23 protein-coding genes are annotated in these 22085 nt (G+C 72.3%); 6 read left to right on the top strand and 17 right to left on the bottom strand.

Annotation, left to right across the window (positions count from 1 at the left end; translation table 11 throughout):
• Positions 1 to 44: 44 nt before the first annotated feature.
• Positions 45 to 665, top strand: coding sequence for a bacterial proteasome activator family protein (locus FJQ56_RS09540; protein ID WP_140009178.1), 621 nt, complete (start codon positions 45 to 47; stop codon positions 663 to 665).
• 16 nt (positions 666 to 681) lie between these two features.
• Here the strand turns inward: FJQ56_RS09540 and FJQ56_RS09545 are convergent, their stop codons facing one another.
• The 6 genes from FJQ56_RS09545 to serS form a co-directional block, all read right to left on the bottom strand.
• Complete coding sequence (locus tag FJQ56_RS09545) at positions 682 to 1443, bottom strand: hypothetical protein (protein ID WP_140009179.1); 762 nt, start codon at positions 1441 to 1443, stop codon at positions 682 to 684.
• A 7-nt stretch (positions 1444 to 1450) separates the two neighbouring features.
• Positions 1451 to 2236 (bottom strand): HAD family hydrolase, encoded by a 786-nt coding sequence (locus FJQ56_RS09550; protein WP_140009180.1) that lies wholly within the window; start codon positions 2234 to 2236, stop codon positions 1451 to 1453.
• Positions 2236 to 2748, bottom strand: a complete 513-nt coding sequence (locus FJQ56_RS09555; RefSeq protein ID WP_246084057.1) for a GNAT family N-acetyltransferase — start codon at positions 2746 to 2748, stop codon at positions 2236 to 2238. Before FJQ56_RS09555 ends, FJQ56_RS09550 begins: the two co-directional genes overlap by 1 nt.
• The gene (locus FJQ56_RS09560) at positions 2745 to 3575 is read right to left on the bottom strand and encodes an HAD family hydrolase (protein ID WP_140009181.1); all 831 of its coding nucleotides are present in this window, start codon (positions 3573 to 3575) and stop codon (positions 2745 to 2747) included. The genes FJQ56_RS09555 and FJQ56_RS09560 overlap by 4 nt, the downstream gene beginning before the upstream one ends.
• Positions 3576 to 3706: 131 nt before the next feature.
• Positions 3707 to 4651, bottom strand: coding sequence for a class I SAM-dependent methyltransferase (locus tag FJQ56_RS09565; RefSeq protein ID WP_140009182.1), 945 nt, complete (start codon positions 4649 to 4651; stop codon positions 3707 to 3709).
• Between the two features lie 217 nt (positions 4652 to 4868).
• Positions 4869 to 6146 carry a serine--tRNA ligase gene (gene serS, locus FJQ56_RS09570; RefSeq protein ID WP_140009183.1) on the bottom strand — a complete coding sequence of 426 codons (1278 nt, stop codon included), beginning with the start codon at positions 6144 to 6146 and terminating at the stop codon, positions 4869 to 4871.
• Positions 6147 to 6238: 92 nt separating this feature from the next.
• On the opposite strand from serS, the gene FJQ56_RS09575 reads away from it, so the two are divergent.
• Positions 6239 to 7867 (top strand): bifunctional phosphatase PAP2/diacylglycerol kinase family protein, encoded by a 1629-nt coding sequence (locus FJQ56_RS09575; RefSeq protein WP_246084058.1) that lies wholly within the window; start codon positions 6239 to 6241, stop codon positions 7865 to 7867.
• A 1-nt stretch (position 7868) separates the two neighbouring features.
• Positions 7869 to 8531, top strand: coding sequence for a potassium channel family protein (locus tag FJQ56_RS09580; RefSeq protein ID WP_140009184.1), 663 nt, complete (start codon positions 7869 to 7871; stop codon positions 8529 to 8531).
• On the opposite strand, the gene FJQ56_RS09585 is transcribed toward FJQ56_RS09580, so the two are convergent.
• The 3 genes from FJQ56_RS09585 to FJQ56_RS09595 form a co-directional block, all read right to left on the bottom strand.
• Complete coding sequence (locus FJQ56_RS09585) at positions 8528 to 9103, bottom strand: hypothetical protein (protein WP_140009185.1); 576 nt, start codon at positions 9101 to 9103, stop codon at positions 8528 to 8530. The two genes, FJQ56_RS09580 and FJQ56_RS09585, sit on opposite strands and share 4 nt — an antisense overlap.
• A gap of 146 nt (positions 9104 to 9249) precedes the next feature.
• Positions 9250 to 10677 (bottom strand): hypothetical protein, encoded by a 1428-nt coding sequence (locus tag FJQ56_RS09590; RefSeq protein ID WP_140009186.1) that lies wholly within the window; start codon positions 10675 to 10677, stop codon positions 9250 to 9252.
• Positions 10674 to 11219 (bottom strand): SigE family RNA polymerase sigma factor, encoded by a 546-nt coding sequence (locus FJQ56_RS09595; RefSeq protein ID WP_211350817.1) that lies wholly within the window; start codon positions 11217 to 11219, stop codon positions 10674 to 10676. The genes FJQ56_RS09590 and FJQ56_RS09595 overlap by 4 nt, the downstream gene beginning before the upstream one ends.
• A 55-nt stretch (positions 11220 to 11274) precedes the next feature.
• Between FJQ56_RS09595 and FJQ56_RS09600 the strand changes: the two genes are divergently transcribed.
• Both FJQ56_RS09600 and FJQ56_RS09605 read left to right on the top strand, forming a co-directional pair.
• Positions 11275 to 11673, top strand: a complete 399-nt coding sequence (locus FJQ56_RS09600; RefSeq protein ID WP_140009188.1) for a nuclear transport factor 2 family protein — start codon at positions 11275 to 11277, stop codon at positions 11671 to 11673.
• A gap of 4 nt (positions 11674 to 11677) precedes the next feature.
• Positions 11678 to 12562 carry an alpha/beta fold hydrolase gene (locus FJQ56_RS09605; protein ID WP_140009189.1) on the top strand — a complete coding sequence of 295 codons (885 nt, stop codon included), beginning with the start codon at positions 11678 to 11680 and terminating at the stop codon, positions 12560 to 12562.
• Between the two features lie 83 nt (positions 12563 to 12645).
• On the opposite strand, the gene FJQ56_RS09610 is transcribed toward FJQ56_RS09605, so the two are convergent.
• The gene (locus FJQ56_RS09610) at positions 12646 to 13620 is read right to left on the bottom strand and encodes a phosphotransferase (RefSeq protein WP_140009190.1); all 975 of its coding nucleotides are present in this window, start codon (positions 13618 to 13620) and stop codon (positions 12646 to 12648) included.
• A 335-nt stretch (positions 13621 to 13955) separates the two neighbouring features.
• Between FJQ56_RS09610 and FJQ56_RS09615 the strand changes: the two genes are divergently transcribed.
• Positions 13956 to 15191 carry an HNH endonuclease signature motif containing protein gene (locus tag FJQ56_RS09615; protein ID WP_140009191.1) on the top strand — a complete coding sequence of 412 codons (1236 nt, stop codon included), beginning with the start codon at positions 13956 to 13958 and terminating at the stop codon, positions 15189 to 15191.
• Positions 15192 to 15316: 125 nt separating this feature from the next.
• On the opposite strand, the gene FJQ56_RS09620 is transcribed toward FJQ56_RS09615, so the two are convergent.
• The 7 genes from FJQ56_RS09620 to FJQ56_RS09650 all read right to left on the bottom strand — a co-directional run bounded on the left by FJQ56_RS09620 (position 15317) and on the right by FJQ56_RS09650 (position 22083).
• Complete coding sequence (locus FJQ56_RS09620) at positions 15317 to 16015, bottom strand: alpha/beta fold hydrolase (protein ID WP_140009192.1); 699 nt, start codon at positions 16013 to 16015, stop codon at positions 15317 to 15319.
• 78 nt (positions 16016 to 16093) lie between these two features.
• Positions 16094 to 16780, bottom strand: coding sequence for a 4a-hydroxytetrahydrobiopterin dehydratase (locus FJQ56_RS09625; RefSeq protein ID WP_211350818.1), 687 nt, complete (start codon positions 16778 to 16780; stop codon positions 16094 to 16096).
• A gap of 66 nt (positions 16781 to 16846) precedes the next feature.
• Positions 16847 to 17293, bottom strand: coding sequence for a hypothetical protein (locus tag FJQ56_RS09630; RefSeq protein ID WP_140009194.1), 447 nt, complete (start codon positions 17291 to 17293; stop codon positions 16847 to 16849).
• 41 nt (positions 17294 to 17334) lie between these two features.
• Positions 17335 to 18054, bottom strand: a complete 720-nt coding sequence (locus tag FJQ56_RS09635) for an SDR family NAD(P)-dependent oxidoreductase (RefSeq protein WP_140009195.1) — start codon at positions 18052 to 18054, stop codon at positions 17335 to 17337.
• Between the two features lie 27 nt (positions 18055 to 18081).
• Complete coding sequence (locus FJQ56_RS09640; protein ID WP_140009196.1) at positions 18082 to 18879, bottom strand: LLM class flavin-dependent oxidoreductase; 798 nt, start codon at positions 18877 to 18879, stop codon at positions 18082 to 18084.
• Positions 18880 to 18915: 36 nt separating this feature from the next.
• Positions 18916 to 20847 carry a M3 family metallopeptidase gene (locus FJQ56_RS09645; protein ID WP_140009197.1) on the bottom strand — a complete coding sequence of 644 codons (1932 nt, stop codon included), beginning with the start codon at positions 20845 to 20847 and terminating at the stop codon, positions 18916 to 18918.
• A 9-nt stretch (positions 20848 to 20856) separates the two neighbouring features.
• Positions 20857 to 22083, bottom strand: coding sequence for an RNA polymerase sigma factor (locus FJQ56_RS09650; RefSeq protein WP_140009198.1), 1227 nt, complete (start codon positions 22081 to 22083; stop codon positions 20857 to 20859).
• Positions 22084 to 22085: the final 2 nt, after the last annotated feature.

The following is a 22085-nucleotide window of genomic DNA, read 5'->3' on the forward strand; positions in this document are numbered from 1 at the left end:
GCGGGGGCCGGGTGGATCGGGCGCGTCTGGATACCGTAAGACGCATGAGCGAGCAGCAGCCCGACCCCCAGCCCGAGGCGACGTCCGAGCAGGACCAGCACGTCGTCATCATCGGCCCCGACGGCAAGGCGATCGGCGCCGTACCGGCCTCGGCGCTGAGCGGGGGCGACGACGACGCCGAGGACGACGGCGAGCGCAACCTCACCGACCTGGTCGAGCAGCCGGCCAAGGTGATGCGGATCGGCAGCATGATCCGCCAGCTGCTCGAGGAGGTGAAGGCCGCGCCGCTCGACGAGGCCAGCCGGGCCCGCCTGAAGGAGATCCACGCGTCCTCCATCAAGGAGCTCGAGCAGGGTCTGGCTCCCGAGCTGGTCGAGGAGCTGCAGCGGCTGTCGCTGCCGTTCGCCGAGGGCACGGTGCCCTCCGAGGGCGAGCTGCGCATCGCACAGGCCCAGCTGGTCGGGTGGCTCGAGGGCCTCTTCCACGGCATCCAGACCGCGATCTACGCCCAGCAGATGGCGGCGCGGGCGCAGTTCGAGCAGATCCGGCGGGCGCTGCCGCCCGGCATGGGACTGCCCGGCCAGCCGGAGCAGGGTGCGCCGGGTCAGCCCGGCGCGGCTCCGCAGCCCGGCGACAGCCCCTCCAGCGGGGGCATGTACCTCTGACGGCGCTGGCGGCAGCTCAGGAGCGGCGCGGGCGGCCCATCCGGCGGGCCAGCACGAGGCCGAGCACGCCGACGATGACGAGCGCGAGGCCCGGCGCCGCGGCCCGGTCGAACGACTGGCTGTCCTCGAGCGACGAGCACGAGTCGCGGTCGTCGATGTCGACCTCGTCGCCGGTGTCGGGGCAGCGCAGGCCGACCTCGTCGACCGGGGCCGCGGGCTCCTCGGCGGCACCGGGCGCGCGGCCCTCGCCGTACTGGACGGTCAGGGCGATCAGCCCGTCGGCGTCGGCCAGGGCGACGTCGTCGCAGGACGAGATGACGTACTCGGCGCCGGAGCGGACGGCCACGAAGCTGCGCAGGCGCTTGTCGACGGTGGGGACCGCGGGGGTCTGCGTGGGCGACGGCTCGCCGGTGGCCGTGGCACCGCTGGACGGCGTGGCCTGACCCTGGCTGGCCGACCCCTGGCCGACGCCCGAGCCTCGGGGACGGCAGGTCTCGAGGTTGAGTCGCGAGCGCACGGTGACCCGCTTGGTCGTGATGGTGACCGGACCGAAGACCTGGTCGATCGCGACCTGGTAGCGGCGCACGGGTCCGGCGCCGTCGGCCTCGACCTCCGGCGCGCGCACGAACCGACCCGTGAAGACGGGCCGGTCGGCGTCGGCCCGGGCGGCCACGGCCTGCGCTGCGGGGGCGGCGTCGGCGTGGGCGGGCGACCACGCCGGGACGGCCAGCAGCGCCACGAGGAGGGCCGCTGCCAGGCCACGCAGAGCGGAGGTCACGAGTCCATCACAACAGATCGGGGGTGATCGGGACCAGTCGGGCCAGCGTGCGCGAGACGCCGTCGGCGTCGTTGGCGGCCACCACGTGGTCGGCGGCGCCGAGCACCGAGGGGTGGGCGTTGGCGACGGCGTACGACGTGCCGGCCCACGCCAGCATGGGCAGGTCGTTGGGCATGTCGCCGAACGCGATCACCTCGGCCGCGGGCACGCCGAGGTCGGCGGCCACCTCGGCGAGGGCGGCCGCCTTGGTCACGCCGGTGGCGCTGATCTCGACCAGGCCGGGCATCGACCAGGTCACCGTCGCGGCGTCGCCGACCGCCGCGGCGATCGCCCCGGGCAGCTCGGCCGCGCCGATGCCGGGGTGGCGCACGAGGAGCTTGGTGACGCTGTCAGACCACAGCTCCGCGAACGGCCCGACCCGGTCGGTGAGGTCGTCCTTGAACTGGGTGGACTCGACGGCGATGCCCTCGAGGTCCTCGAACGCGAACAGGACGCCGGGGACAGCGGCACGGATCGCATCGGCCACGGCGAGACCGGCCGTGCGCTCGATGCCGTGCAGGTGGCGTACGGCGCCGGCCGCGACGTCGTAGACGACCGCGCCGTTGCCGGCGACGGCCACGCCGTGGGCGCCGACCATCGGCCAGAGCTGGGTCATCCACCGCAGCGGGCGCCCGGTGACGAACACGACCGGCACCCCGGCCTCCTCGACGGCGCCCAGCACCCGCCGGGTCGCGCCGGACACCGTGCCGTCGGAGCGCAGCAGGGTGCCGTCGAGGTCGGTCGCGACGAGCATCAGACCGCCACCGCGGGCAGCGGTCGGGCCATCACCAGCAACCCCTCGTCGTCGCTGCCGCGCAGCTCGGTGAACCCGGCCTTGGCCAGCACCCGCACGCTGGCCCGGTTGGTCGGCTCGGTGCGCGCGCGGACGCGGACGCCCAGCCGGTCGGTCTGGTTCAGCACGCAGCGCAGGGCCTCGGTGGCGAGCCCGCGGCCGCGGACCTGCTCGACGAGGCCGTAGCCGACCTCGACCTCCCCCTCGTCGGGCGGGCCGAAGAACCCGAGCGACCCGACGGCGAGCCCGTCGTGGACGAGGTGGCGCGGGCCCCAGGTGCTGGGCTCGTGGATCATCGACGCGGCGTCGCGGTCGTCCTGGCGCGGGTAGTCGGGGTGCCAGCGGTCCTGGTGGCGGCCGTCGCGCATGTCGGCGGCGTCGGCGAGGGTGACCAGGATCAGCCGGAGCCGGTCGGTGGCGAGTCGCTCGGGCAGCTCGGGCGGCTCGGGTGTGGGCGTCGCCGGCTCGGTCACCCGAACCAACGCTCGATCTCGACCGCCGCACCGTCGTCGTACACGGTGTCGGTGACGTGGTCGGCGGCCTCGCGGACCGGCTCGATGGCCTGGCCCATCGCGACCCCGCGTCCGGCCCAGCGGAGCATCTCGATGTCGTTGCGGCCGTCGCCGATCGCGAGCACGTCGGCGGCGGTGAGGCCGAGCTCGTCGACGACGTGCTGCAGGCCGGAGGCCTTGGAGACGCCGACGGGGGTGAGGTCGAGCCAGGCGGTCCAGCCGACGACGTAGTCGGTGCCGTGCAGACCGAGGCCGGCCGCGAGGGCCACGAAGTCGTCGGCGGTCGCCTCGGGGTCACGGATGATGACCCGGCTGACCGGGAGCCGCACCAGGTCCTCGATCTCGGTCAGCACCATCTCGCCCGAGAGCTCGCCCTCGGGGAACGGCGTCGACACGCGGTAGCCGAGGCCCCGCTCCTCGATCGCGACCCGGGCGGTCGGGCGCGCCTCGAGGATCGCGCGCACGGCCGGGGCGGCGTCGAAGGTCTCCTCGACGACGACGTCGATCTCGGCGCCCGGCAGGTAGCGGAAGACGACCGCGCCGTTGCTGGCCACCACCCAGAGCGGCTCGGAGCCGGGCGCGACCACCCCCAGCAGATCGGCGGTACCGGTCATGCCATGTGGCGAACGACCCGAGGACAACACAATGTGAGCGCCTGCGGCGTGAGCACGTTGGATGGCCGCGTGCACGCGCGGAGTGACCGTGCCGTGCGTGGTGCCGGATCCCTTGATCCATGCAAGCAGGGTGCCGTCGATGTCGAGGGCGAGTAGCCGAGGAAACGTCTTCATCTCAGGACCAGAGTAGGAGGGTCCACCGCAAGCTGACCCACGGGCTGGGCGCCTGACGAGCAGGAGACCAGACACCTAGGCGGTCGACACTGGGGCGGCTTACGAATGTGCGCCAACCCCGGCGCCCAGCCTCACGCCACAGGCCTCTCGAAGACTGCCAGGAACGAGTATGACTGCTCGCCATCGCCAATTCCGCACAACTCAAGCTGTGAGAGACCCAGATCAGCAGCGTGTTGCGCGATGCTTAATGGGTTGACAGGATTCGTACGCAGCGCGAACTTTTCACCATCGACCAAAACGGCATAATAAGGATTTAGTGCTGTATAGACTGGGTTGATGTCTGCGACAATTAGTCGGCCTCCTGGTTTTAGCAACCCCGCGAAGGGTCGGAAATCTGGCGATGCTGGCATCGAAGACAGCACGAGGGAGAATAGAATGATGTCGAATTCTTCATCCCGGACCTGTAATGGAACTTCCGCAATGTCACCGAAGATTAGCCGGTTGTTCTTGCCCAACTTCGTTCCTGCGAGGTTGGCCTGAAAAGCGGAGCTCATCGAGAGGCTGAAGTCCGAATATGTCCAGTGCATATTGGACTTGTGGAAGAACTGGGTAGCAATCTGCTTTCCGGTTCCTCCGCCCAAGTCGAGGACCTTGAAATTGGTCTTGCGCTTCAGGTGCGACCGAATCTGCGTCACCACCGCTTGGTGCGTCTTCAGCAGGTCCGACGAGTTGCGGAGATCATAATTTCCCGCAATATGGTCGTAGAAACTCTTGGCTTCCGACGCCGCGAACTCCTTGTCGAATAGCGACGGCTTCGCTTGCGCAACCACAGGTTGATCAGTGCCGATATCGAGTTGAGCGGCAGCAAATTGACGGTTTAGGGTATCGGGCGGTTCAGCCGCAACTCCAAGTCCGCCGGATACAGGATCCACTGGCTTGGCACCAATCCTCGGCGGCCACACGCTAACTTCGCGACCGTTCAGGACAGCCCAAATGGCGAGGCCGATGAATGCGAATAACAGTGCGCCCCCAACGAAAGGTGCCGCAACGCCGAAGAACTCCTTGAACTCACCCACTTGAACCCACCCTCAAGCTCCCCTGCCATTGTCTGTCAGCACTACGCCGGACGCCAGAATCTGATTCTTAGGACGTTACTAGCGCGTATCTTGGCATGACGGACGCGCCGGAAGTGGCGGAACCAGCAACTCACCGGTGCCGTAGCTCAACCGCCGTCCGATGGAAGGGTCCACGACGTGAGCGATCATCTGTGCCTACGACCTGCTCGACGTTGACCTACTGAGTCAACGGCTTCAGGACCTCGAGGCCGCCCAGGTAGGGCTGCAGCGCCTTCGGCACCCTGACCGACCCGTCGGCCTGCTGGTGGGTCTCGAGCAGCGCGATCATCGGGCGGTTGGTCGAGCACAGGGTGCCGTTGAGGGTCGCGACCGGGACGGTGCTGCTGCCCTGCTCGCCGGCCCGGGTGCGGATGTCGAGGCGCCGGCTCTGGAAGTCGGTGCAGTTGGAGGTCGACGTCAGCTCGCGGAACCGGCCCTGCGAGGAGATCCAGGCCTCGCAGTCGAACTTGCGCTGGGCCGACGTACCGAGGTCGCCGGCGGCCACGTCGATGACGCGGTAGTGGAGCTCGAGGAGGTCCATGAACTCCTTCTCCCACTCCAGGAGCCGCTGGTGCTCGGCGTAGGACTCCTCGACGGTGGTGTAGACGAACATCTCGACCTTGTCGAACCAGTGCACCCGGAAGATGCCGCGGGTGTCCTTGCCGTGGGAGCCGGCCTCCTTGCGGAAGCAGGAGCTGAAGGCGGCGTAGCGCAGCGGCAGCGCCGCGGCGTCGAGGATCTCGTCGGAGTGGAAGGCCGCCATCGGCACCTCGGAGGTGCCGACGAGGTAGAGGTCCTGGCCCTCGATCCGGTAGACCTCGTCGGCGTGCTCGCCGAGGAAGCCAGTGCCCTCCATGGCGTGCGACTTGACCAGCGCCGGAGCGACGACCTCGGTGAAGCCGTTGGCGGCGGCGGTGTCGAGCGCGAGGTTCATCAGCGCACGGTGCAGGCGGGCACCGATGCCGGTGAAGAAGTAGAAGCGCGAGCCGGACACCTTGGCGCCCCGCTCGAGGTCGATCGCGCCGAGCATCTGGCCCAGCTCGACGTGGTCGCGCGGCTCGAAGTCGAACTCGGGCTTGGTGCCGCGGGTCTCGAGCACGACGAAGTCGTCCTCGCCGCCCGCCGGGGCCTCGTCGGCCGCCGGGTTGGGGATGGAGCGGATGGCGTCGTCCCAGGCCTGCTCGGCGGCCGCGCGCGCGGCGTCGGCCTCCTTGACCTCGGCCGAGAGGGTCTTGGTCTGGGCGAGCAGCGCCTGCTTCTCCTCGCCGGAGGCCTTCGGGATGAGGGCGCCGAGCGACTTCTGCTCGCCGCGCTTGGCCTCGAAGGTCGCGATCGCCGTACGGCGTGCGGCGTCGGCGGCGAGGGCCACGTCGACCACGTCGCCGGACAGGCCGCGCTTGGCCTGGGCGGCACGCACGCGGTCGGGGTCGTCACGCAGGAGTCGGGCGTCGATCATGACGCGAGGCTATCCGTCGGGCCGCGGGCGCCTCACGTCAGTTGCGGTTCGTCATACTTGGTCGTTCCGTCCCCGCCTCCCCAGGAGCCTCGTTGCTCGACCGACCGCGCACCACCCGGCTCGCCTGGGCCCTGGGGTGCCTGCTGCTCTTCGCCCTGATCGCCACGGCGGTCCAGCAGGGCTGGGGCTGGCTCGACGACGTCGACCACCGCGGCCGGACGGCCCGCACCTGGGCGATCGACGACCGCGGCCTGCGCGGCGTGCTCCAGGTCGTCGAGGACCTCTTCGCCGTGGTCGGCATGACCGTCTACTCCTGCCTCCTGGTCGCGGGCCTGTGGGTCAAGAACCACCGGCGCGCGGCGGTCTACGTCGCCGGGGTGATGCTCGTGACCTCCGGGCTCACCACCCTCGCCAAGCTGCTCTTCGCCCGCTCGCGGCCCGAGTGGCAGGACCTCGAGGAGGTCCTCAACAGCAAGTCGTTCCCGTCCGGGCACGCCTCGTCGTCGGCAGCCCTCGCCGGGGTCGTGATCGTGATCGCCTTCATGCTCGTACGCCGCAGCGCGATTCGCCGGCTGCTGTCGGCCCTCGCGGCACTGATGGCCGTCGTCGTCGCCCTCGACCGGGTGCTGCTGGGTCGCCACTACCCCTCCGACGTGGTGGCCGGGGCGCTGCTGGGCGTCGCGGTCGTGCTGCTGGGCCTGGTGGTCTACAGCCCGCTGCCGCGCAGCCACGCCCTCAAGAGCGAGCCGCTGCCCCAGGCGCTGCCGTCGGCCAAGCGGCTCGCCGTCGTGCTCAACCCGATCAAGGTCGAGGACGTCGAGGTCTTCCAGGGCATCGTCACCGCGATGGCCCGCGGCGCCGGCTGGCAGGACCCCACCTGGCACCTCACCACCCCCGAGGACTCCGGCACCGGCCAGGCCGAGGAGGCCTCGGTGGCCGGCGCCGACCTGGTGATCGTCTGCGGCGGCGACGGCACGGTCCGCGAGGTCGCCGCCGAGCTCGCCGGCACCGGCATCCCGGTCGGCATCGTGCCCGCCGGCACCGGCAACCTGCTGGCCCGCAACCTCGACATCCCGCTCTACATCCGCGCCGCCATCGACATCGCGCTCACCGGGCAGGACCGCGCGATCGACATGGTCGCCGTACGCGGGGACAAGCCGGCCGACCCGCACGGCGAGCCGCTCGACGCCGACACCGACGGGACCGCCGAGCAGTTCGAGAGCCACTTCATGGTGATGGCCGGCATGGGCTTCGACGCCGCGATCATGGAGGGCGTCAACGAGGACATCAAGAAGAAGGTCGGCTGGCTCGCCTACGTGCTGTCCGCCCTGAAGTCGCTGATGTTCCCGGTGACCAAGGTCGAGATCTCCATCGACGGCGGCGAGTTCACCAAGCACCGCGCCCGCACCGTCCTGGTCGGCAACGTCGGCTACCTGCAGGCCGGGATGCCGCTGCTCCCCGACGCCTCGATCGACGACGGCCAGCTCGACGTCGTCGTCCTCTACCCCCAGCGCTTCCTGTCCTGGATCCCGCTCGCCGTGCGCGTGCTCGCCAAGCGCACCCGCACCGACGACACCATCAACCGAATGACCGGCCGCACCGTCTCGATCCGGGCTGGCGTCGACATCCCCCGCCAGCTCGACGGCGACTCCATCGGCCCCGGGCGTGAGCTGCACATGGAGTGCATCCACGGGCGGCTGCTCGTGCGGGTCCCGCGATGACGTGACCGAGCGGTCTGCGGACCGGGTCGCCGCCTGGGAGCGTCGCTCCGAGATCCCGCTCCTGCTGCTCGCGGTCGCCTTCCTGGTCGCCTACGCCTGGCCGGTGCTCGACCCGACGCTGGACGCCGGCGTCGAGGACTCGTTGCGGGCGGTCTCGTGGACCGTCTGGGTCGCCTTCGTGCTCGACGTCGCGATCCGGCTCGTGCTGGCCGACCACCGTGTCCGGTACGCCCGGCAGCACTGGTGGGACATCGCCCTGGTCGCGCTGCCCATGCTCCGTCCCCTCCGCCTGCTCCGGCTGCTGGCGTTCGCCCGCCTCCTCCACCGCTCCGCACGGGTCAACCTCGTGGGCCGCGTGGGCATCTACGTCTCCGGTACGGCGGTCGCCGCGGTCGGGCTCGGGGCGATCGCCGTCCTCGATGCCGAACGGGAGGCACCCGACGCCACCATCACCACGTTCGGCGACGCCGTGTGGTGGGCGGTCACGACCGTCAGCACGGTGGGGTACGGCGACCTCTACCCCGTGACGACCACCGGGCGACTCGTGGCCACCGTCCTGATGATCGTGGGCATCGCCGTCGTCGGCACCGTGACGGCCACGGTCGCCGCCTGGCTGATCGCCGAGGTGGCCGACCAGCCCGCCGAGCCGCCGCCGACCCGTTAGGCCGCGGCGCGCAGCGCGTGCCGCGACGCCTGCAGCACCGTGTGCGCCAGGGCGGCGCAGCAGGCGACCGCGGGACTGTCGTCGCGGTGGCCGGGGCGGGTGTGGTCGAGCCGGTCGGCGGCGTCGATCAGGCACCGACCGCAGCGCACGAACTCGCGGTCGAGCCCGGGTCCGGTCGGACCGTCGGCCAGCTGGTGCAGGCGCTCCTCGCCGAAGCGCGCGAGGAGCACCAGCGCCTCGGTGTGCGCCACGCCGATCCCGCCGTCGACGCGGCCGACGAGCACGAGCCGGGCGAGGTGGTCGAGCAGCCGGGACACCCGGGCCGCGTCGGCGACCAGCAGCAGCCGGTGCGTCGCCGCCTGGCGTCGTACGGCGGACCCGACGATGTCGCGCCGGGCCTGCAGCTCCGCGGCCGCGACCAGGGTGTGCCGGTGGGCCCCGTCGCGCAGCACCCGCCGGGCGGCGTCGCGGTCGGCGTCGAGCGACGCGCGCACGACGTCACCGAGCGCGGTGGCGAGGGAGTCGAGGAGCTGGTGGTGCACGTCGGGTTGCGGGGCGGTGCGCGTGGTCATGCCTCTGTTCTATGACCCCTGCGGCGGACGCCGGGCCGGTCTTGACGGGGTCCTGACGCACGAGGCGCCGGTCTTGACGCCGGACGCACGTCAGGGCGGTCGGTGACCCGGCCGCCCTGACGTTGTCGATGCTCAGCTGTCGATGCTCAGCACGCCTGCGCGGTCGTCCTGTCGACGCAGGTCCGGCCGAGGAGGGTCGGGCGGAACGTCGAGTCCTCCGAGTCGAGGGTCCACGAGTAGACGAGGGCGTCGTTCTTCTCCATGTCGGGATAGACCCGGGTGTAGAGGCCCTTCCCGCCACCGGCGGTGAAGGTCTCGTACCTCCCGGTGACACCACTGTCGGAGGTGAAGCCGCTCCCGAAGGGCACCTGGCCGTCGTACTCGTCGACGACCAGGTCGCCGCCCGCGAACGAGACGACGGTGTAGCGGGTGCTGTCGCCCCCGCCCAGCTCGTCTCGGATCAGCCAGCCGGTGCTGGAGCCGTAGCGCAGCAGCTGCGTGTCGAGCGTCGGATCGACGGCGCCGGGAACGTCGACCTGGAGCGGGCTCGTGTCGCCGTCGACGAGGAGCGCGAAGCCGGCGCCGCTCGGGACCAGCTCGGCGGTCCAGCCGTCTCCCCCGGGGTAGGAGACCTGCTCGCCCGGGGCGACCGTGTCGACCTGGTCCTGGGCCGGCAGCTCCGGCGCGTCGTCGACACCGTCGAAGGGGTCGCTGGGGCACGCGGTGGCCACGCCGTCGGCGATGCAGTAGGTGCCCTGCCGGGTCGGGACCAGGTCGACCGCGTCGCTGTCGGGCCCGCCGCCTCCCTCACCGGGACCGGTGACCTCCCAGTCGTAGACGTCGTAGCGTCCCTCGTCCGGCGTGCCGATGGAGAGGCGCGTGCGCAGGACCCCGTCGTTGAGCCAGGTCAGGTAGCCCTGGTCGTCGGCGGTGTAGCCGTTGCCGAACGGCACCGAGGCGGGCTCGGTCGCCGCGACGAGGTCGCCGGAGCGCAGGACCAGGACGGTGAGGTCGGCGTGCTCGTCGCCACTGCGGACCAGCCAGCCGTTGCCGGCCTGGCCGAGCCCGAGGGTCTGGCTGGACAGCCGGTTGGGCGAGCCGTCGTCGGCGACGTCGAGGTCGGCCGTGTAGGAGGTCCCGCGGTCGTCGGTGACGGTCAGGGTCGTGGAGTCGGCCGACACGACGGCGGTCGATCCGTCGTCGCCGGTCACGGTGGTGCCGGGATCGACGTAGCCGAGGTCGGTCTCCTCGAACAGTCCGTCCGCGCCGGTCACCGGGGTCGTCGGCGGGGCGGAGGGCCCGTCGGACGGTGCGGAGGACGCGGACGGGGACGCGAAGTCCTTGTCCCCCCTCGCGGAGGGCGCGTCACTGGTGACGGCGACCGCCACGACCGCGGCCGCAGCCACGAGCCCGGCGGTCACGACGGCCGCGACGACAGGGCCGCGCCGGTGGAGAGGGACGACGACCGCCGGCGGGGCCGCCGGGGTCAGGTCATGCGCGTCGACGAGCTCGGCACGGGCGTGGAGGGCCTCGGTGAGGAGGCCCTCGAGCGGGTTGGTGGCGGGGGCGCTCATCGGCCCTCTCCCTTCAGGATCAGCTCGAGCGCGTCGAGCGCGCGCGAGGCGGTGGACTTGACCGAGCCGCGGGAGATCCCGCAGGCCTCGGCGATCTCGGCCTCGGAGAGGCCGGACCAGTAGCGCAGGACGAGCACCTCGCGCTGGCGCGGGGCGAGCCGGTCGAGGCCGGCGAGGACCTCGCGGTGCTCCTCGGCCAGCACCGCGCGGTCGTCGGGCCCCGGTGGCTCGGCCTCGGCGGGCGGCACGTAGCCCCGCGCCGTACGACGACGCCGCAGCGCCGAGCGGGAGCCGTTGACCACCGACGTGCGCAGGTAGCCCAGCGCGGCGTGGGGTTCGCGGACCTGGTGGAGCCGTCCCGCGAGGGAGGCGAACGCGTCCTGCACGACGTCCTCGGCCGAGGCCCGGTCGTCGACGAGCAGGAGGGCGAGGCGCACGAGCGAGAGCCGGTGCGCGGCGTACAGCTCGGCCAGGTCGTCGGCCGTGAGGCCCCGCCGTCCGGGCCTGCTGGTGATCCCCGAGAGATCCGTGGTGGTGGTCATGCCCACTGAGACGCCTCGGGGTGCTGTCGGTTGTCTCGCGCGGTTGACTGGCCTCATGACGACCCCCGCGCCCGTCCTCGCCTGGCACGACATCGCCCGCACCCGCGACCCCGCGGGCCTCGACGCCCTCCTCGCCGACGACTGCGTGTTCCGCTCGCCGGCGGTGCACACGCCGCAGGAGGGCAAGGCCGTGACGACGGCCTACCTGCGCGCGGCGATGGTGGTGCTCGGCCCGACCCTGCGCTACCTCGACGAGTGGTACGCCGGCGATGACGACGGGGGCTCCGCAGTCCTGGAGTTCGAGTGCGAGGTCGACGGCAGGGCCGTGCACGGCGTCGACATGCTGCGCTGGGGCAGCGGCGGCCGGCTGACGTCGTTCACGGTGATGGTGCGGCCGGTCAAGGGGCTCGAGGCGGTCATCGCCGGCATGGGCGCCGAGCTCATGAGGGGCTGAGGACGTGGTCCTCGGGGACTTCGACGAGGTCGACACCGAGGTCGACGACGTGCGCATCCACGCCCGCGTGGGTGGCTCGGGCCCGCCGGTGCTGCTGCTCCACGGCTACCCGCAGACCTCGGCGATGTGGCACCGGGTCGCCCCCGGGCTCGCCGAGACGCACACCGTGGTCGCGCCCGACCTGCGTGGCTACGGGCGTTCCGACCGACCGGCATCGACCGGCGACCACGCGTCGTACGGCAAGCGGGCGATGGCCGCCGACCAGGCCGGGCTCATGCGTGCCCTGGGCCACGAGCAGTACGCCGTCGTCGGCCACGACCGCGGCGCGCGCGTGGCGCACCGGTTGGTGCTCGACCATCCCGACGCGGTCACCCAGGCTGCCGTGCTCGACATCGCACCCACGCGGCACGTGCTGGCCCACGTCGACCTGTTGCTCGCACGCGTCTACGACCACTGGTTCTTCCTCGCCCAGGACAACGACCTGCCCGAGGTGCTCATCGGCGGTGCCCCCGAGCACTGGCTGCGCACCAAGCTGGGCCAATGGTCGGGCCCCGGCGCGGTCTTCGACGAGGCGGCCGTGCGTGAGTACGTCGACTGCTTCGACGCCGACTCGATCCGCGGCTCGACCGACGACTACCGCGCCGGCGCGACGATCGACCTGGTCGACGACGAGGCCAGCCACGTCGCCGGTGACCGGATCGGCTGCCCGCTGCTGGTGCTCTGGGGAGACGCAGGGTTCGTCGGCCTGGCCTACGACCCGCTCGCGGTCTGGCGGGAGTACGCCGAGCACGACGACCTGGTGAGTGGGCAGGCCCTGCCCGGCGGGCACTTCCTTCCCGAGGAGGCACCGGCCGAGACGCTGGCCGCGCTGCGCGCGTTCCTGGCGTGAGCCCGGTCCACCACCTGAGCTCGAGGTGGTGGGCGTAGACCACGAAGCCGAGCGGTGCTCGACGATCAAGCCGGACGAGGCGATCAGGACCCGGCGCAGGACACCGCTGCGAACCGCCATCCGGTCGGGTCGGCGCCCGACGGCACCATCCGCAGGGACTCCCACAGCACCAGGGCCGGCCACCAGGCGGCCTCGCTCGCCGTCAACGGCCGGACGGACTCGTAGCCCTCGAGGAGCTGCGCGCGGACCTCGGCCGTGACGGGACCCCAGTCGTGGAACCGGGTCCCCAGCAGGACGGCGGACCGCGCCAGCTCGGCGACGCGGTGGTCGAACCTCGCCTCCTCGAAGTCGAGGACGGCGGCGACCTCGCCTCCGGCACACAGCAGGTTGGCCGAGCGGACGTCGCCGTGGACCAGCTGGACGGGAGGCGGGTCCGGTGGCGCGTCCGCCACGGAGCGTCGTAGCACCGCCTGCGCCTCGGGAGGGAGGTGCGCGGGTACCGCGTCGAGCCACGCCCCGACCCGGGCCGCCAGGGGCTCGTGGACCGGCGCGGCGGGGTACCGGTCGGCCTCGGGCCAGCGCGCGAGGGCGTCGTGCAGCCGGGCCAGGGTCGCACCGGCCGCCCGGACCTGCTGCGCGTCGGCGGGGTCGAGCAGGTCGCCGTCGACCTGGCGTTGGAGGCCGAGCGAGACGCCGTCGAGCTCGGCGTGGAGGTCGCCGCTCGGCGTGGGTACCGGCGCCGAGACGGGGATCCCCTCCGCGTGGAGCCACGCCGTGAGACGCGCGAGGGCAGCGAGCTGCGCGAAGCGCTCGGCCGCGACCGACCACTTGGCGATCATCGGGCCGGACGACGTCTCGACCCAGGCCAGGGCGTTGGCGTAGCTGATGACGATGCGCTCGCACGACTCGACCCGGAGGTCCCATCGGCCGTCGAGCGTCGCCGTCACCCAGGCCACCGCGGCCCCGGGGGCGTCGAACCCGAACCGGGTGCGCAGCGCCTCACCGGGGTCGCTCGACTCCCACAGCATCTCCACCCGCGGCGACCCGGCCTGCGTCATGCGGCGAGTCCACCACACACGACGAGCCGACCCGGTACGCCGCCCCGGCCCCACCCCCGCCAACGCCGGCTGAGGTGCGAGGAGCCCCAGCGACGAGCCTCGAAGCCACCGCAGCCGATCCGCTGGCTCCCCCCACTCCCACGTCGGTCGAGGTGCGAGGAGCGCTAGCGACGAGCCTCGAGACCACCGCAGCCGACAGTCCCCACCCGACCCGGGGCTGTGGAAACAACCACGAGTCATCCACAGGAAGCGGACGCGGCCGGGTTGTCCACAACCCCCGTGGTTGAGCGGGAAAGTCGATCAGGACTGTCAGTGGTCGGTGCTGGAATACTCCTATGGCCCAGCACACCGACACCCCCGGATCGGGACACCCGATCGAGGCGTTCCTGTGCACGGTGCTCGACGAGCTGAAGGGTCTGGCCGACGTCCCGACCTGGTCCATGGACGCCACCACGACCACCCGAGTGGTGGGTCTGAGTGCCCGGGCCGCCGCCGGTGTGGCCGAGCTCGAAGCCCGCACGATCAGGCAGGCCGAGGTCCTGGACCTGCCCGGCCAGACGCAGTGTCGCAACGTGGGCCGCTGGGTCCAGCAGACCACGGGCGTCACCCGCCGCACCGCCAGGACCAAGACCAGGCTCGCCGAGGCCCTGGCTGATCTGGAGCCGACGCGTACGGCGACCGCTCGTGGCGAGATCCACGCCGAGCAGGCCCAGGCCATCGCCAACCATGTCGCGGTGTTGGACGACGAGAAGGTCTCGGCCCACGACCAGGCCCGCGCCGAGACCTTCCTCCTCGAGGAGGCCAGGCACGGTCACGACGCCGACGACCTCGTGGCGATGGGTCACGCGATCTGGGAACGCCTGGACCCCGAGGGCGCCGACGAACGCGAAGCCAAAGCCCTCGAAGCCCAGGAAGAACGCGCCCGGCGCAGGACCCGACTCACCATGGGCGACGACGGTGACGGGTTGACCCACGGCCGATTCAGCATCCCCACCGCCGCGGCTGATGCGTTCACCAAGCACCTGCACGCCCTGGCCGCCCCCAAGCACGTCCGCGCCGAACACGGGCCCGGGTCCTACGACTGGCAGAGACCCTCAGCCGAACGCCTCGGCCAGGCGTTCGTGGACTGGATCGAGACCTACGACCCAGCCCAGCTACCCAAGATCGGCGGCCTGTCCGCCACCGTGATCGCCATCGGCGACTACGACCTCCTCCAAGGCAAGCTCAAGGCCGCCCAGCTGGAGACCGGCACCAAGATCAGCCCCACCCAATACCTCCGCCTGGCCTGCGGCGCCGGGATCATCCCCGCCTGGATGAACGCATCCGGCGAAGTCCTCGCCCTGGGTAGGAAGCACAGGTTCCACACCCCCGCCCAACGCCTCGCCGCGATCGTCGAGCAACGCCACTGCCAACACCACAGTGGCTGCGACGTCCCCGGCTACCTGTGCCACGCCCACCACGACATCCCCTGGGCCCAGGGCGGCGGCACCGACCTCAGGACCACCACCCTCTACTGCCCATACCACCACACCCGCGTCCACCAACCCGGCCACGACCCCACCCGCACCTGACACGGCACGCTCCGACGCCCGACCACTCGGCCAGTCCACGTACCCCCGTCCGCATCGATTCGTCTGGCGCGCCTGGCCCAGGGGCGGCCCTGCGCGTCATGCCCTCGACGACCAGGCCGGGCCGGTCAGAATCCTCCGCAGGCATCCGTGACCGTCTGGACCCACGACTTCGGGTCCGTGAACCAGAAGTCGTGCGGCACCCCGGGCACGACCGAGAACCGGCCGTCGGGCACCAGGTTCGCGAGCTGCACCAGAGGCCAGGACGGACGGATGTCCTTCTCAGCGGCGATGAAGTGCATCGGCACCGTGCAGTCAGCGACGTCGCGCCAGAGGTGCGGCCCATGGATCCACTCGGTGAACGACCCGCTGAGCGAGGTCCACACCTCATCGACGAGATCGATCGCGACCACCGGCTCCTGCGCCTTCCCAGCCTCGTAGGTCTCCGACCACGTCCGGTCTCGATGCAGGCCCTTCCCCGCGACGCCGACCACCGCCCGTACGACGTCGGGATGCTCGAGGGCGTAGCGGACCGCGAGGTCGCTGCCCCACGAGTGTCCGAGCACGATCCAGGCAGACACCCCCACGGCCTCGCGGACGGCCTCGAGGTCGGCGACGGCGCGTTCCATGTCGTGTGGCCCGCCACCCGAACGGCCGACTCCACGGGGCTCCGGATACCAGGAACGGTGGCCCACCGGAGCGAGCTCATCGCGTTCCAGGTAGTGCACGCAGCCGGGTCCGCCACTCAGCACCACCACGTCCGGCCCGCGGCCGGTGCACCCGACGTGGAGTGCGGCGCCCTCGACCTCGACGACCTGTGACTCCACCTCGGCACGCTAACAAGGCGGGCGACGGACGTCGCTGGAACCGCCCGTCGGAGGCAGCAGCGCTCCCGGAGCGCGGGGTCAGCTCGGCTCGCGTCCCTGCCACGTGGTCAGGCACGCCCGGTTGCCCTGCGGGTCGGCCAGCACCCAGAACGCCGGCGCAGCGCTGTCGTCGACGAGCGTCCCGCCGGCCGCGATCGCGGCGGCGATCCGGTCCTCGACGACCTCGGGCGGGATCCGCAGGTCGAGGTGCCAGCGCTGCCGCGGGACGTCGTGGGGGCCGGTGGGCTGGAACCAGATCGTCGGCCACCGCCCGGTGCGGTCGCGGAGCTGGAGCTCGCCCCAGGCCTCGACGGTGTCGTAGTCGAGCAGGGCCGCCCAGAACGGCCTGATCGCTGCCTCGTCGACCGTGTCGAGGCCGAGCTCGAGCACGCTCGTGCGCTCCGGGTGCGCCGTGACCGCGGCGGCTCGGGCCAGCTCACTGATGGCCCGGGCCAGGGCCACGTCGCGCGAGGTCACCCCGCCGACGTCGTGGCTGATCAGCCGGACGTCGAGCCGCCCGTCGGCCAGGTCGAGGTCGGGGTAGTGGCCCAGCTGCTCGGCGGCCAGGGCGATCGCGTCGACCAGCCTGACTGCCGTGCCGAAGTCGCCGGTGTCGAAGCTGGCGTGGAGGCGGTCGATCAGCATCCGCCAGTCGGGCAGCTGCTCGCCGTCCAGCTCCTGCTCGGTCAGGATGCGCCTCGGATCGGGCCCGGTCTCGTCGCTCACTCGGGTCATCCTTCTCTGTCCGACCGCCTGCCGCCGGGGCTCCCCCGGACGGGTCGAGCTCGGACGCTAGCCGGTCGTCAGCTCGACGGTCTCGGAGGCGTTGAAGAAGGTGACCGCCTGCCCCTCGACCCGGCAGCGCCCCAACGCCCGCGCGGCGCCGCCGTCCTCGAACCCGGGGTCGTCCGCTCCGAGGGAGCCCCCGCCTCCGCTGATGGTGTCGCCGTCGTGCAGGAGCGTCCCGTCGCGCAGCTCGACCGCGCGCTGCCCCTCGTTCCACCGGGTCCCCTGGGGCCAGACGACGGACTCGCCCCCCAGCCGCAGGCACCCGTCGACGAGCTCGAGCTCGCCGCCCAGCAGGGCCATCAGAGCGATCCCGTCGTCCTCGTTGGCCGCCACCACCGGGCCGTCGACCGCGTACTCGGCCCGCCAGGGCGCCCAGGCCACGAGGCCCACCAGGAGCGCCGCGACGACGGCGACGGCCACGAGCACACGACTGCGACGAGGGACGACCACCCCGCGATTCTGGCCTGTCCCGCTTCGGCGATCCTCAGTGGCTACGGCTGGAGCGCGATCCCCGTACGGCGCTCGAGCCGCCCGAGCAGGTCGTCCTGGAACGCCGGGTCCAGCGCCGCGGGGTGCAGCCGCGAGGCAGCCCGGTGGTACCAGTAGCCGCCGGTGCGGGGCTCGACCTCGCCCTCTCCAGCAGTCGCGAGCCAGACCTGGGTGCGGTGGCCCTCGTCGAGGTCGTCGGGGGCGCCCGACCCGCCCATCCGGGTCGGTACCCAGCCGGGGTCGACCGCGTGCCAGGCCTCGTCGGGGCGGCGTACGGCGAGCGCCAGGGTGAGGGCGGTGACCCACAGCTTGCTGTCGGAGTACGACGCCTGGGCCACGTCGGCGGTGAGGTCGGGCGACCCGGAGCGGTGCATGGAGCTGGAGAGCACGACCGAGGTCCTCGGTCGGCGCAGGAGCGCGGCCAGCACGTAGGGGGCCACCACGTTGACGGGAACGACGTCCGGGCCACGCATCACCCCGGCGTTGTGGACGACCGCGTCGAACGTCCCCGTCTCGTTGAGGTCGTCGGCCAGCCGGACGACGGCATCGAGGTCGGCCAGGTCGGCCTCGACCGCGCTGGTGACCCGGTCGAGCACGTCGGCGTCCTCGACCCGCTCGAGCCGGCGCGCGTGCAGGACGACCTCGTGGCCGTCATCGAGCAGGGCCCGGGCCGTGGCCAGGCCGAGCCCGGTCGACGCGCCGGTCACCAGGACGAGGGACATGGCGCCATCATGTCCGGTTCCCCCACGTCAGGGGCCCGCCGCGACGATCCGCCGTACGGCGGCCAGGTCGAGGTCGAACGGACCGATCCGGGTCAGCACCCAGGAGGCGCCGCGGCCGGTCCAGTCACGCGGGTCCTGGTCGGGCCGGAGGTCGACGACCACCTCGAAGCCGGGCGCCGGGTCGTGCTCGGCGAGGTCGGCCGTCACCGCGTCCAGGTCGTCGGGACCGTCGAGGCCGATCACGAAGAAGCCGTCGTGGCGGGCGGCCCGGCGCAGCGGCGGCCGGTTGCCGAACCGCCCCGCCAGCCAGATCGGTACGACGGGAGCGGGGCGGAAGCGCACGCCGCGGGCGACGTGGTGGTCGCCGACGTGGTCGACCGCCTCCCCGCTCAGCAGCCCCCGCAGGACGTCCAGCCCCTCGTCGAGCATCCGCCCGCGCGTCCTGGGATCCGGCTCGTCGCCGAACGCGCTGAACTCGCCCACCCAGTCGTCGCCGAGACCCAGTCCGAGCACGAACCGACCGCCCGAGAGCACGGCCAGGCTGGACGCCTGCCGCGCGAGCACCTGCGGCCGGCGGCGGGCCAGCGGCGTCACCATCGGCCCGAACAGCAGCCGCTCGGTCCGCATCGCCACCGCCGCGCAGCAGGTCCACGGGTCGGCGATCTCGGAGACCCGGTCGCCGTACTGCAGGTGGTCCCAGACGAAGAAGCCGTCCCAGCCGGCCGCCTCGGCCTCGGCCGCCAGGTCGCCGACCACCCGGGGGTCGGCCAGGGCGTCGAACGGGGCGACGAAGAGTCCGCGGCGGGTGGTCGTGGCGGTGGTCATGCCCCGATCATGCCCAGGCCGCCACCACGCGCCCGGTCAGCCCGCCAACCACGCGGCGTACGCGTCGAACGTGTAGGGCCGGCCGAGGAAGTCGGCGACCAGGTCGGCGGCGTCCTTCGTGCCACCGGGTGCCAGCACCCGGTCGCGGTAGCGCTGCGCCACGTCGGGAGCGAACAGGTCGGCCGGGTCGAAGGCGCTGAACAGGTCCTTGGCGATCACCTGCGACCAGGCGTACGTGTAGTAGGCCGAGCTGTAGCCGCCGAGGTGGCCGAACGAGGCGAACATGTGGGTGCCCTCGCGGTAGGGCCAGGGCGAGTACTTCTCCTGCAGCTCGACCATGCGCGCGGTCAGGTCGGCGGGCCGCTCGACGTGGAACCAGTAGGACATCGAGGCGTAGAACATCTGGCCGCGCGCCTGGGTGCCCTTGCCGTAGTCGTCGCTGGCGCGCATCGCCTCGACCAGGTCGGCCGGGATCGGCTCGCCCGCGGCGTCGGTCGCGAACGAGCGCAGGATCGAGGCGTCCCAGGCCCACTCCTCGAGCATCTGGCTCGGCGCCTCGACGAAGTCCCACTCCGTGGCGACGCCGGCGAACCGCGCCCATGCCACGTGGCCGCCGAGCACGTGGTGCACCAGGTGGCCGAACTCGTGGAACAGCGTGACGACGTGGTCGTGCTCCATCAGCCCGCGGCTGAAGTTGCAGACCAGGACGCCCTCGGGCAGCTGCCGGCCGGCCACGCCGTCGGTCAGCGTGAACTGGGCGGCGTGCTTGTACTTGCCCTCGCGGGGGTGCAGGTCGAGGTAGATGCGGCCCAGGCCGTCTCCGGAGGTCGCGTCGACGACGTCGTACGCCGTCACGTCGGGGTGCCAGACCGGCGCGTCGGCGACCTCGTCGTAGCGCAGCCCGAACAGCCTGCCGGTCACCTCGAGCAGCCCGGCCCGCACCTTGGGGTAGTCGAAGTAGGTGCGCACCCGCTGCGAGTCGACCTGCAGCTGCTCCTTGCGCACGAGCTCCTCGTAGTAGAACGCGTCGGCGGCCAGGACCTGCTCGGCGTCGGGCCGGTCCTGCCGGTAGCGCTCGAGCAGCGTGGCCAGGTCGCGGCGCATCGGGCCCTCGGCGGCGGCGGCGATCTTGTCGATGAACGCCGGGATCGCCGGGCCCTCGCCGATCATCTTGACCTGGGCGTCGTACGCCGCCCAGTCGGCGAACCCGACCAGCCCGGCCATTTCGTGACGCAGGTCGAAGAGCTCCTGCAGCAGCGGCTCGGTGGCCGGGTAGCCGCGGTTGAGGAAGGCGTCGTAGATGTCGCGGCGGACCTCGGCGTCGTGGGCGAACTGCCGCGTCGGCACGGCGTCGGGGTAGTCGGTCGTCACGGTGACCAGGCCGTCGTCCTCCACCGGGTGGGCCTCGAGCCAGTCGGCCGGCAGCCCGTCGAGACGCTCGGGGGCGACCCGGATGGTGCGCACGTCGTCGCGCACCGCCTTGCTGAACTCCTGGTCGAGCTCGGTCATCCGCTCCTGGATCGCGGTGATCCGGGCCCGGGTCTCGTCGTCGCGGTCGACGCCGGCGCGGGTGAAGTCTCGGCGGACCTTGCCGAGCAGCCGCAGCGCCTGCTCGTCGAGCCCGTCCTGCGACAGCCCGGCGAACAGCTCGTAGAGACCGGCGTCGAGGGACAGCTCGGTCGAGACCCGGCTGACGTCCTGCTCGGCCTTCTCGGCGGTCGTGCGTACCGCCTCGTCGGGGTGGACGTTGCCGAACAGCGAGCCCATCGCCGCGACGTTGCCGAGCTGGAGCGACGCCTCGTCCCACAGCCGGAGCACCTCGAGCGCCTCGGCCGGCGGGCTGGTCCGCAGCCCGTCCACGATCTCGGCCGCCCGGGCCAGGCCGGACGCGGCGCGCTCGCGCACCCAGTCGTCCCAGGCGGCGGCGTCGGTGGGCAGGGACAGCGGCTCGAGCGTCTCCGGGGTCACCCGACCAGCCTAGGAGGCCGGGCCGAGCTGGTCGCGCCGCCGGGTGAGGTACGCCGTCTCGGCCGGGTTGTCGATCAGCGCCAGCGCCGCGTCGTACGCCGCCCGCGACTCACCCGACCGGCCCAGGCGTCGCAACAGGTCGGCGCGGGTGGCGTGGAAGGGGTGGTAGCCCGCGAGCGACCCGTGGAGCCGGTCGACCAGGGCGAGGCCGACCTCGGGACCGTCGAGCTCGGCCACGGCGATCGCCCGGTTGAGCGCGACGACCGGGTTGGGATCGAGCGCCACGAGCCGGCCGTAGAGCGCGGCGATCTGCGCCCAGTCGGTGTCGGCGGCGGTGGGGGCGTCGGTGTGGACGGCGTTGACGGCCGCCATCAGCTGGTAGCGCCCCGGCCGGTTGCCGGCCAGGCACTCATGGACCAGCGCGTGCCCCTCGCTCACGAGACCCCGCGACCAGGCGCCGCGGTCCTGCTCGGGCAGCGGCACCAGGGACCCGTCGGCCGCCAGCCGCGCCGGGCGGCGTGCCTCGGTCAGCAGCATCAGCGCCAGCAGGCCGGTCACCTCGGGCTCGTCGGGCAGCAGGGAGTGCAGGATCCGGCCCAGCCGGATCGCCTCGGCGGTCAGGTCGTCGCGGACCGACGTGCCCCGGTCGGACGGGGCCGAGGACAGGTAGCCCTCGTTGAAGATCAGGTAGACGACCGCGAGCACCCCGACGACCCGCTCGGGCAGGTCGGCCAGCGACGGCACGCGGTAGGGGATGCGGGCGGTCGCGATCTTCTTCTTCGCGCGCGTGATCCGCTGCGCCATCGTCGTCTCGGGGACGAAGAACGCCTGCGCGATCTCGGCGACCGTCAGGCCGCCGAGCAGCCGCAGGGTGAGGGCCACGCGTGCCTCGGGGGCCAGGGCGGGGTGGCAGCAGGTGAAGACCATCCGCAACCGGTCGTCCTCGACCGGTCCGGTGGGCTCGTGGGGTGTGTCGTCAGTGACCATGAAGGCCGCCTGGTGCTTGGCGTCGCGGTGGGACTCTCGACGGATCCTGTCGATCGCCTTGCGGGTCGCGGTCGTCGTCAGCCACGCCCCCGGGTTGGGGGGTACGCCGTCGACCGGCCACTTCTCCAGGGCCACCACGAGAGCCTCGCCGGCGGCGTCCTCGGCGACGTCGATGTCGCCGAAGCGACGCGCGAGCGACGCGACGACCCGGCCGAACTCCTCGCGGTAGACCCGCTCGATCGTCTCCACGC

It is taken from the genome of Nocardioides plantarum, from assembly GCF_006346395.1.
Taxonomy (GTDB): Bacteria; Actinomycetota; Actinomycetes; order Propionibacteriales; family Nocardioidaceae; genus Nocardioides; species Nocardioides plantarum.

Bases quoted from the DNA above. Each gene is read 5' to 3' on its own strand.
- FJQ56_RS09540 (WP_140009178.1), top strand. From the start codon at position 45: ATGAGCGAGCAGCAGCCCGACCCCCAGCCCGAGGCGACGTCCGAGCAG.
- FJQ56_RS09550 (WP_140009180.1), bottom strand. From the start codon at position 2,236: ATGCTCGTCGCGACCGACCTCGACGGCACCCTGCTGCGCTCCGACGGC.
- FJQ56_RS09560 (WP_140009181.1), bottom strand. From the start codon at position 3,575: ATGAAGACGTTTCCTCGGCTACTCGCCCTCGACATCGACGGCACCCTG.
- serS (WP_140009183.1), bottom strand. From the start codon at position 6,146: ATGATCGACGCCCGACTCCTGCGTGACGACCCCGACCGCGTGCGTGCC.
- FJQ56_RS09585 (WP_140009185.1), bottom strand. From the start codon at position 9,103: ATGACCACGCGCACCGCCCCGCAACCCGACGTGCACCACCAGCTCCTC.
- FJQ56_RS09590 (WP_140009186.1), bottom strand. From the start codon at position 10,677: ATGAGCGCCCCCGCCACCAACCCGCTCGAGGGCCTCCTCACCGAGGCC.
- FJQ56_RS09595 (WP_211350817.1), bottom strand. From the start codon at position 11,219: ATGACCACCACCACGGATCTCTCGGGGATCACCAGCAGGCCCGGACGG.
- FJQ56_RS09600 (WP_140009188.1), top strand. From the start codon at position 11,275: ATGACGACCCCCGCGCCCGTCCTCGCCTGGCACGACATCGCCCGCACC.
- FJQ56_RS09610 (WP_140009190.1), bottom strand. From the start codon at position 13,620: ATGACGCAGGCCGGGTCGCCGCGGGTGGAGATGCTGTGGGAGTCGAGC.
- FJQ56_RS09615 (WP_140009191.1), top strand. From the start codon at position 13,956: ATGGCCCAGCACACCGACACCCCCGGATCGGGACACCCGATCGAGGCG.
- FJQ56_RS09635 (WP_140009195.1), bottom strand. From the start codon at position 18,054: ATGTCCCTCGTCCTGGTGACCGGCGCGTCGACCGGGCTCGGCCTGGCC.
- FJQ56_RS09640 (WP_140009196.1), bottom strand. From the start codon at position 18,879: ATGACCACCGCCACGACCACCCGCCGCGGACTCTTCGTCGCCCCGTTC.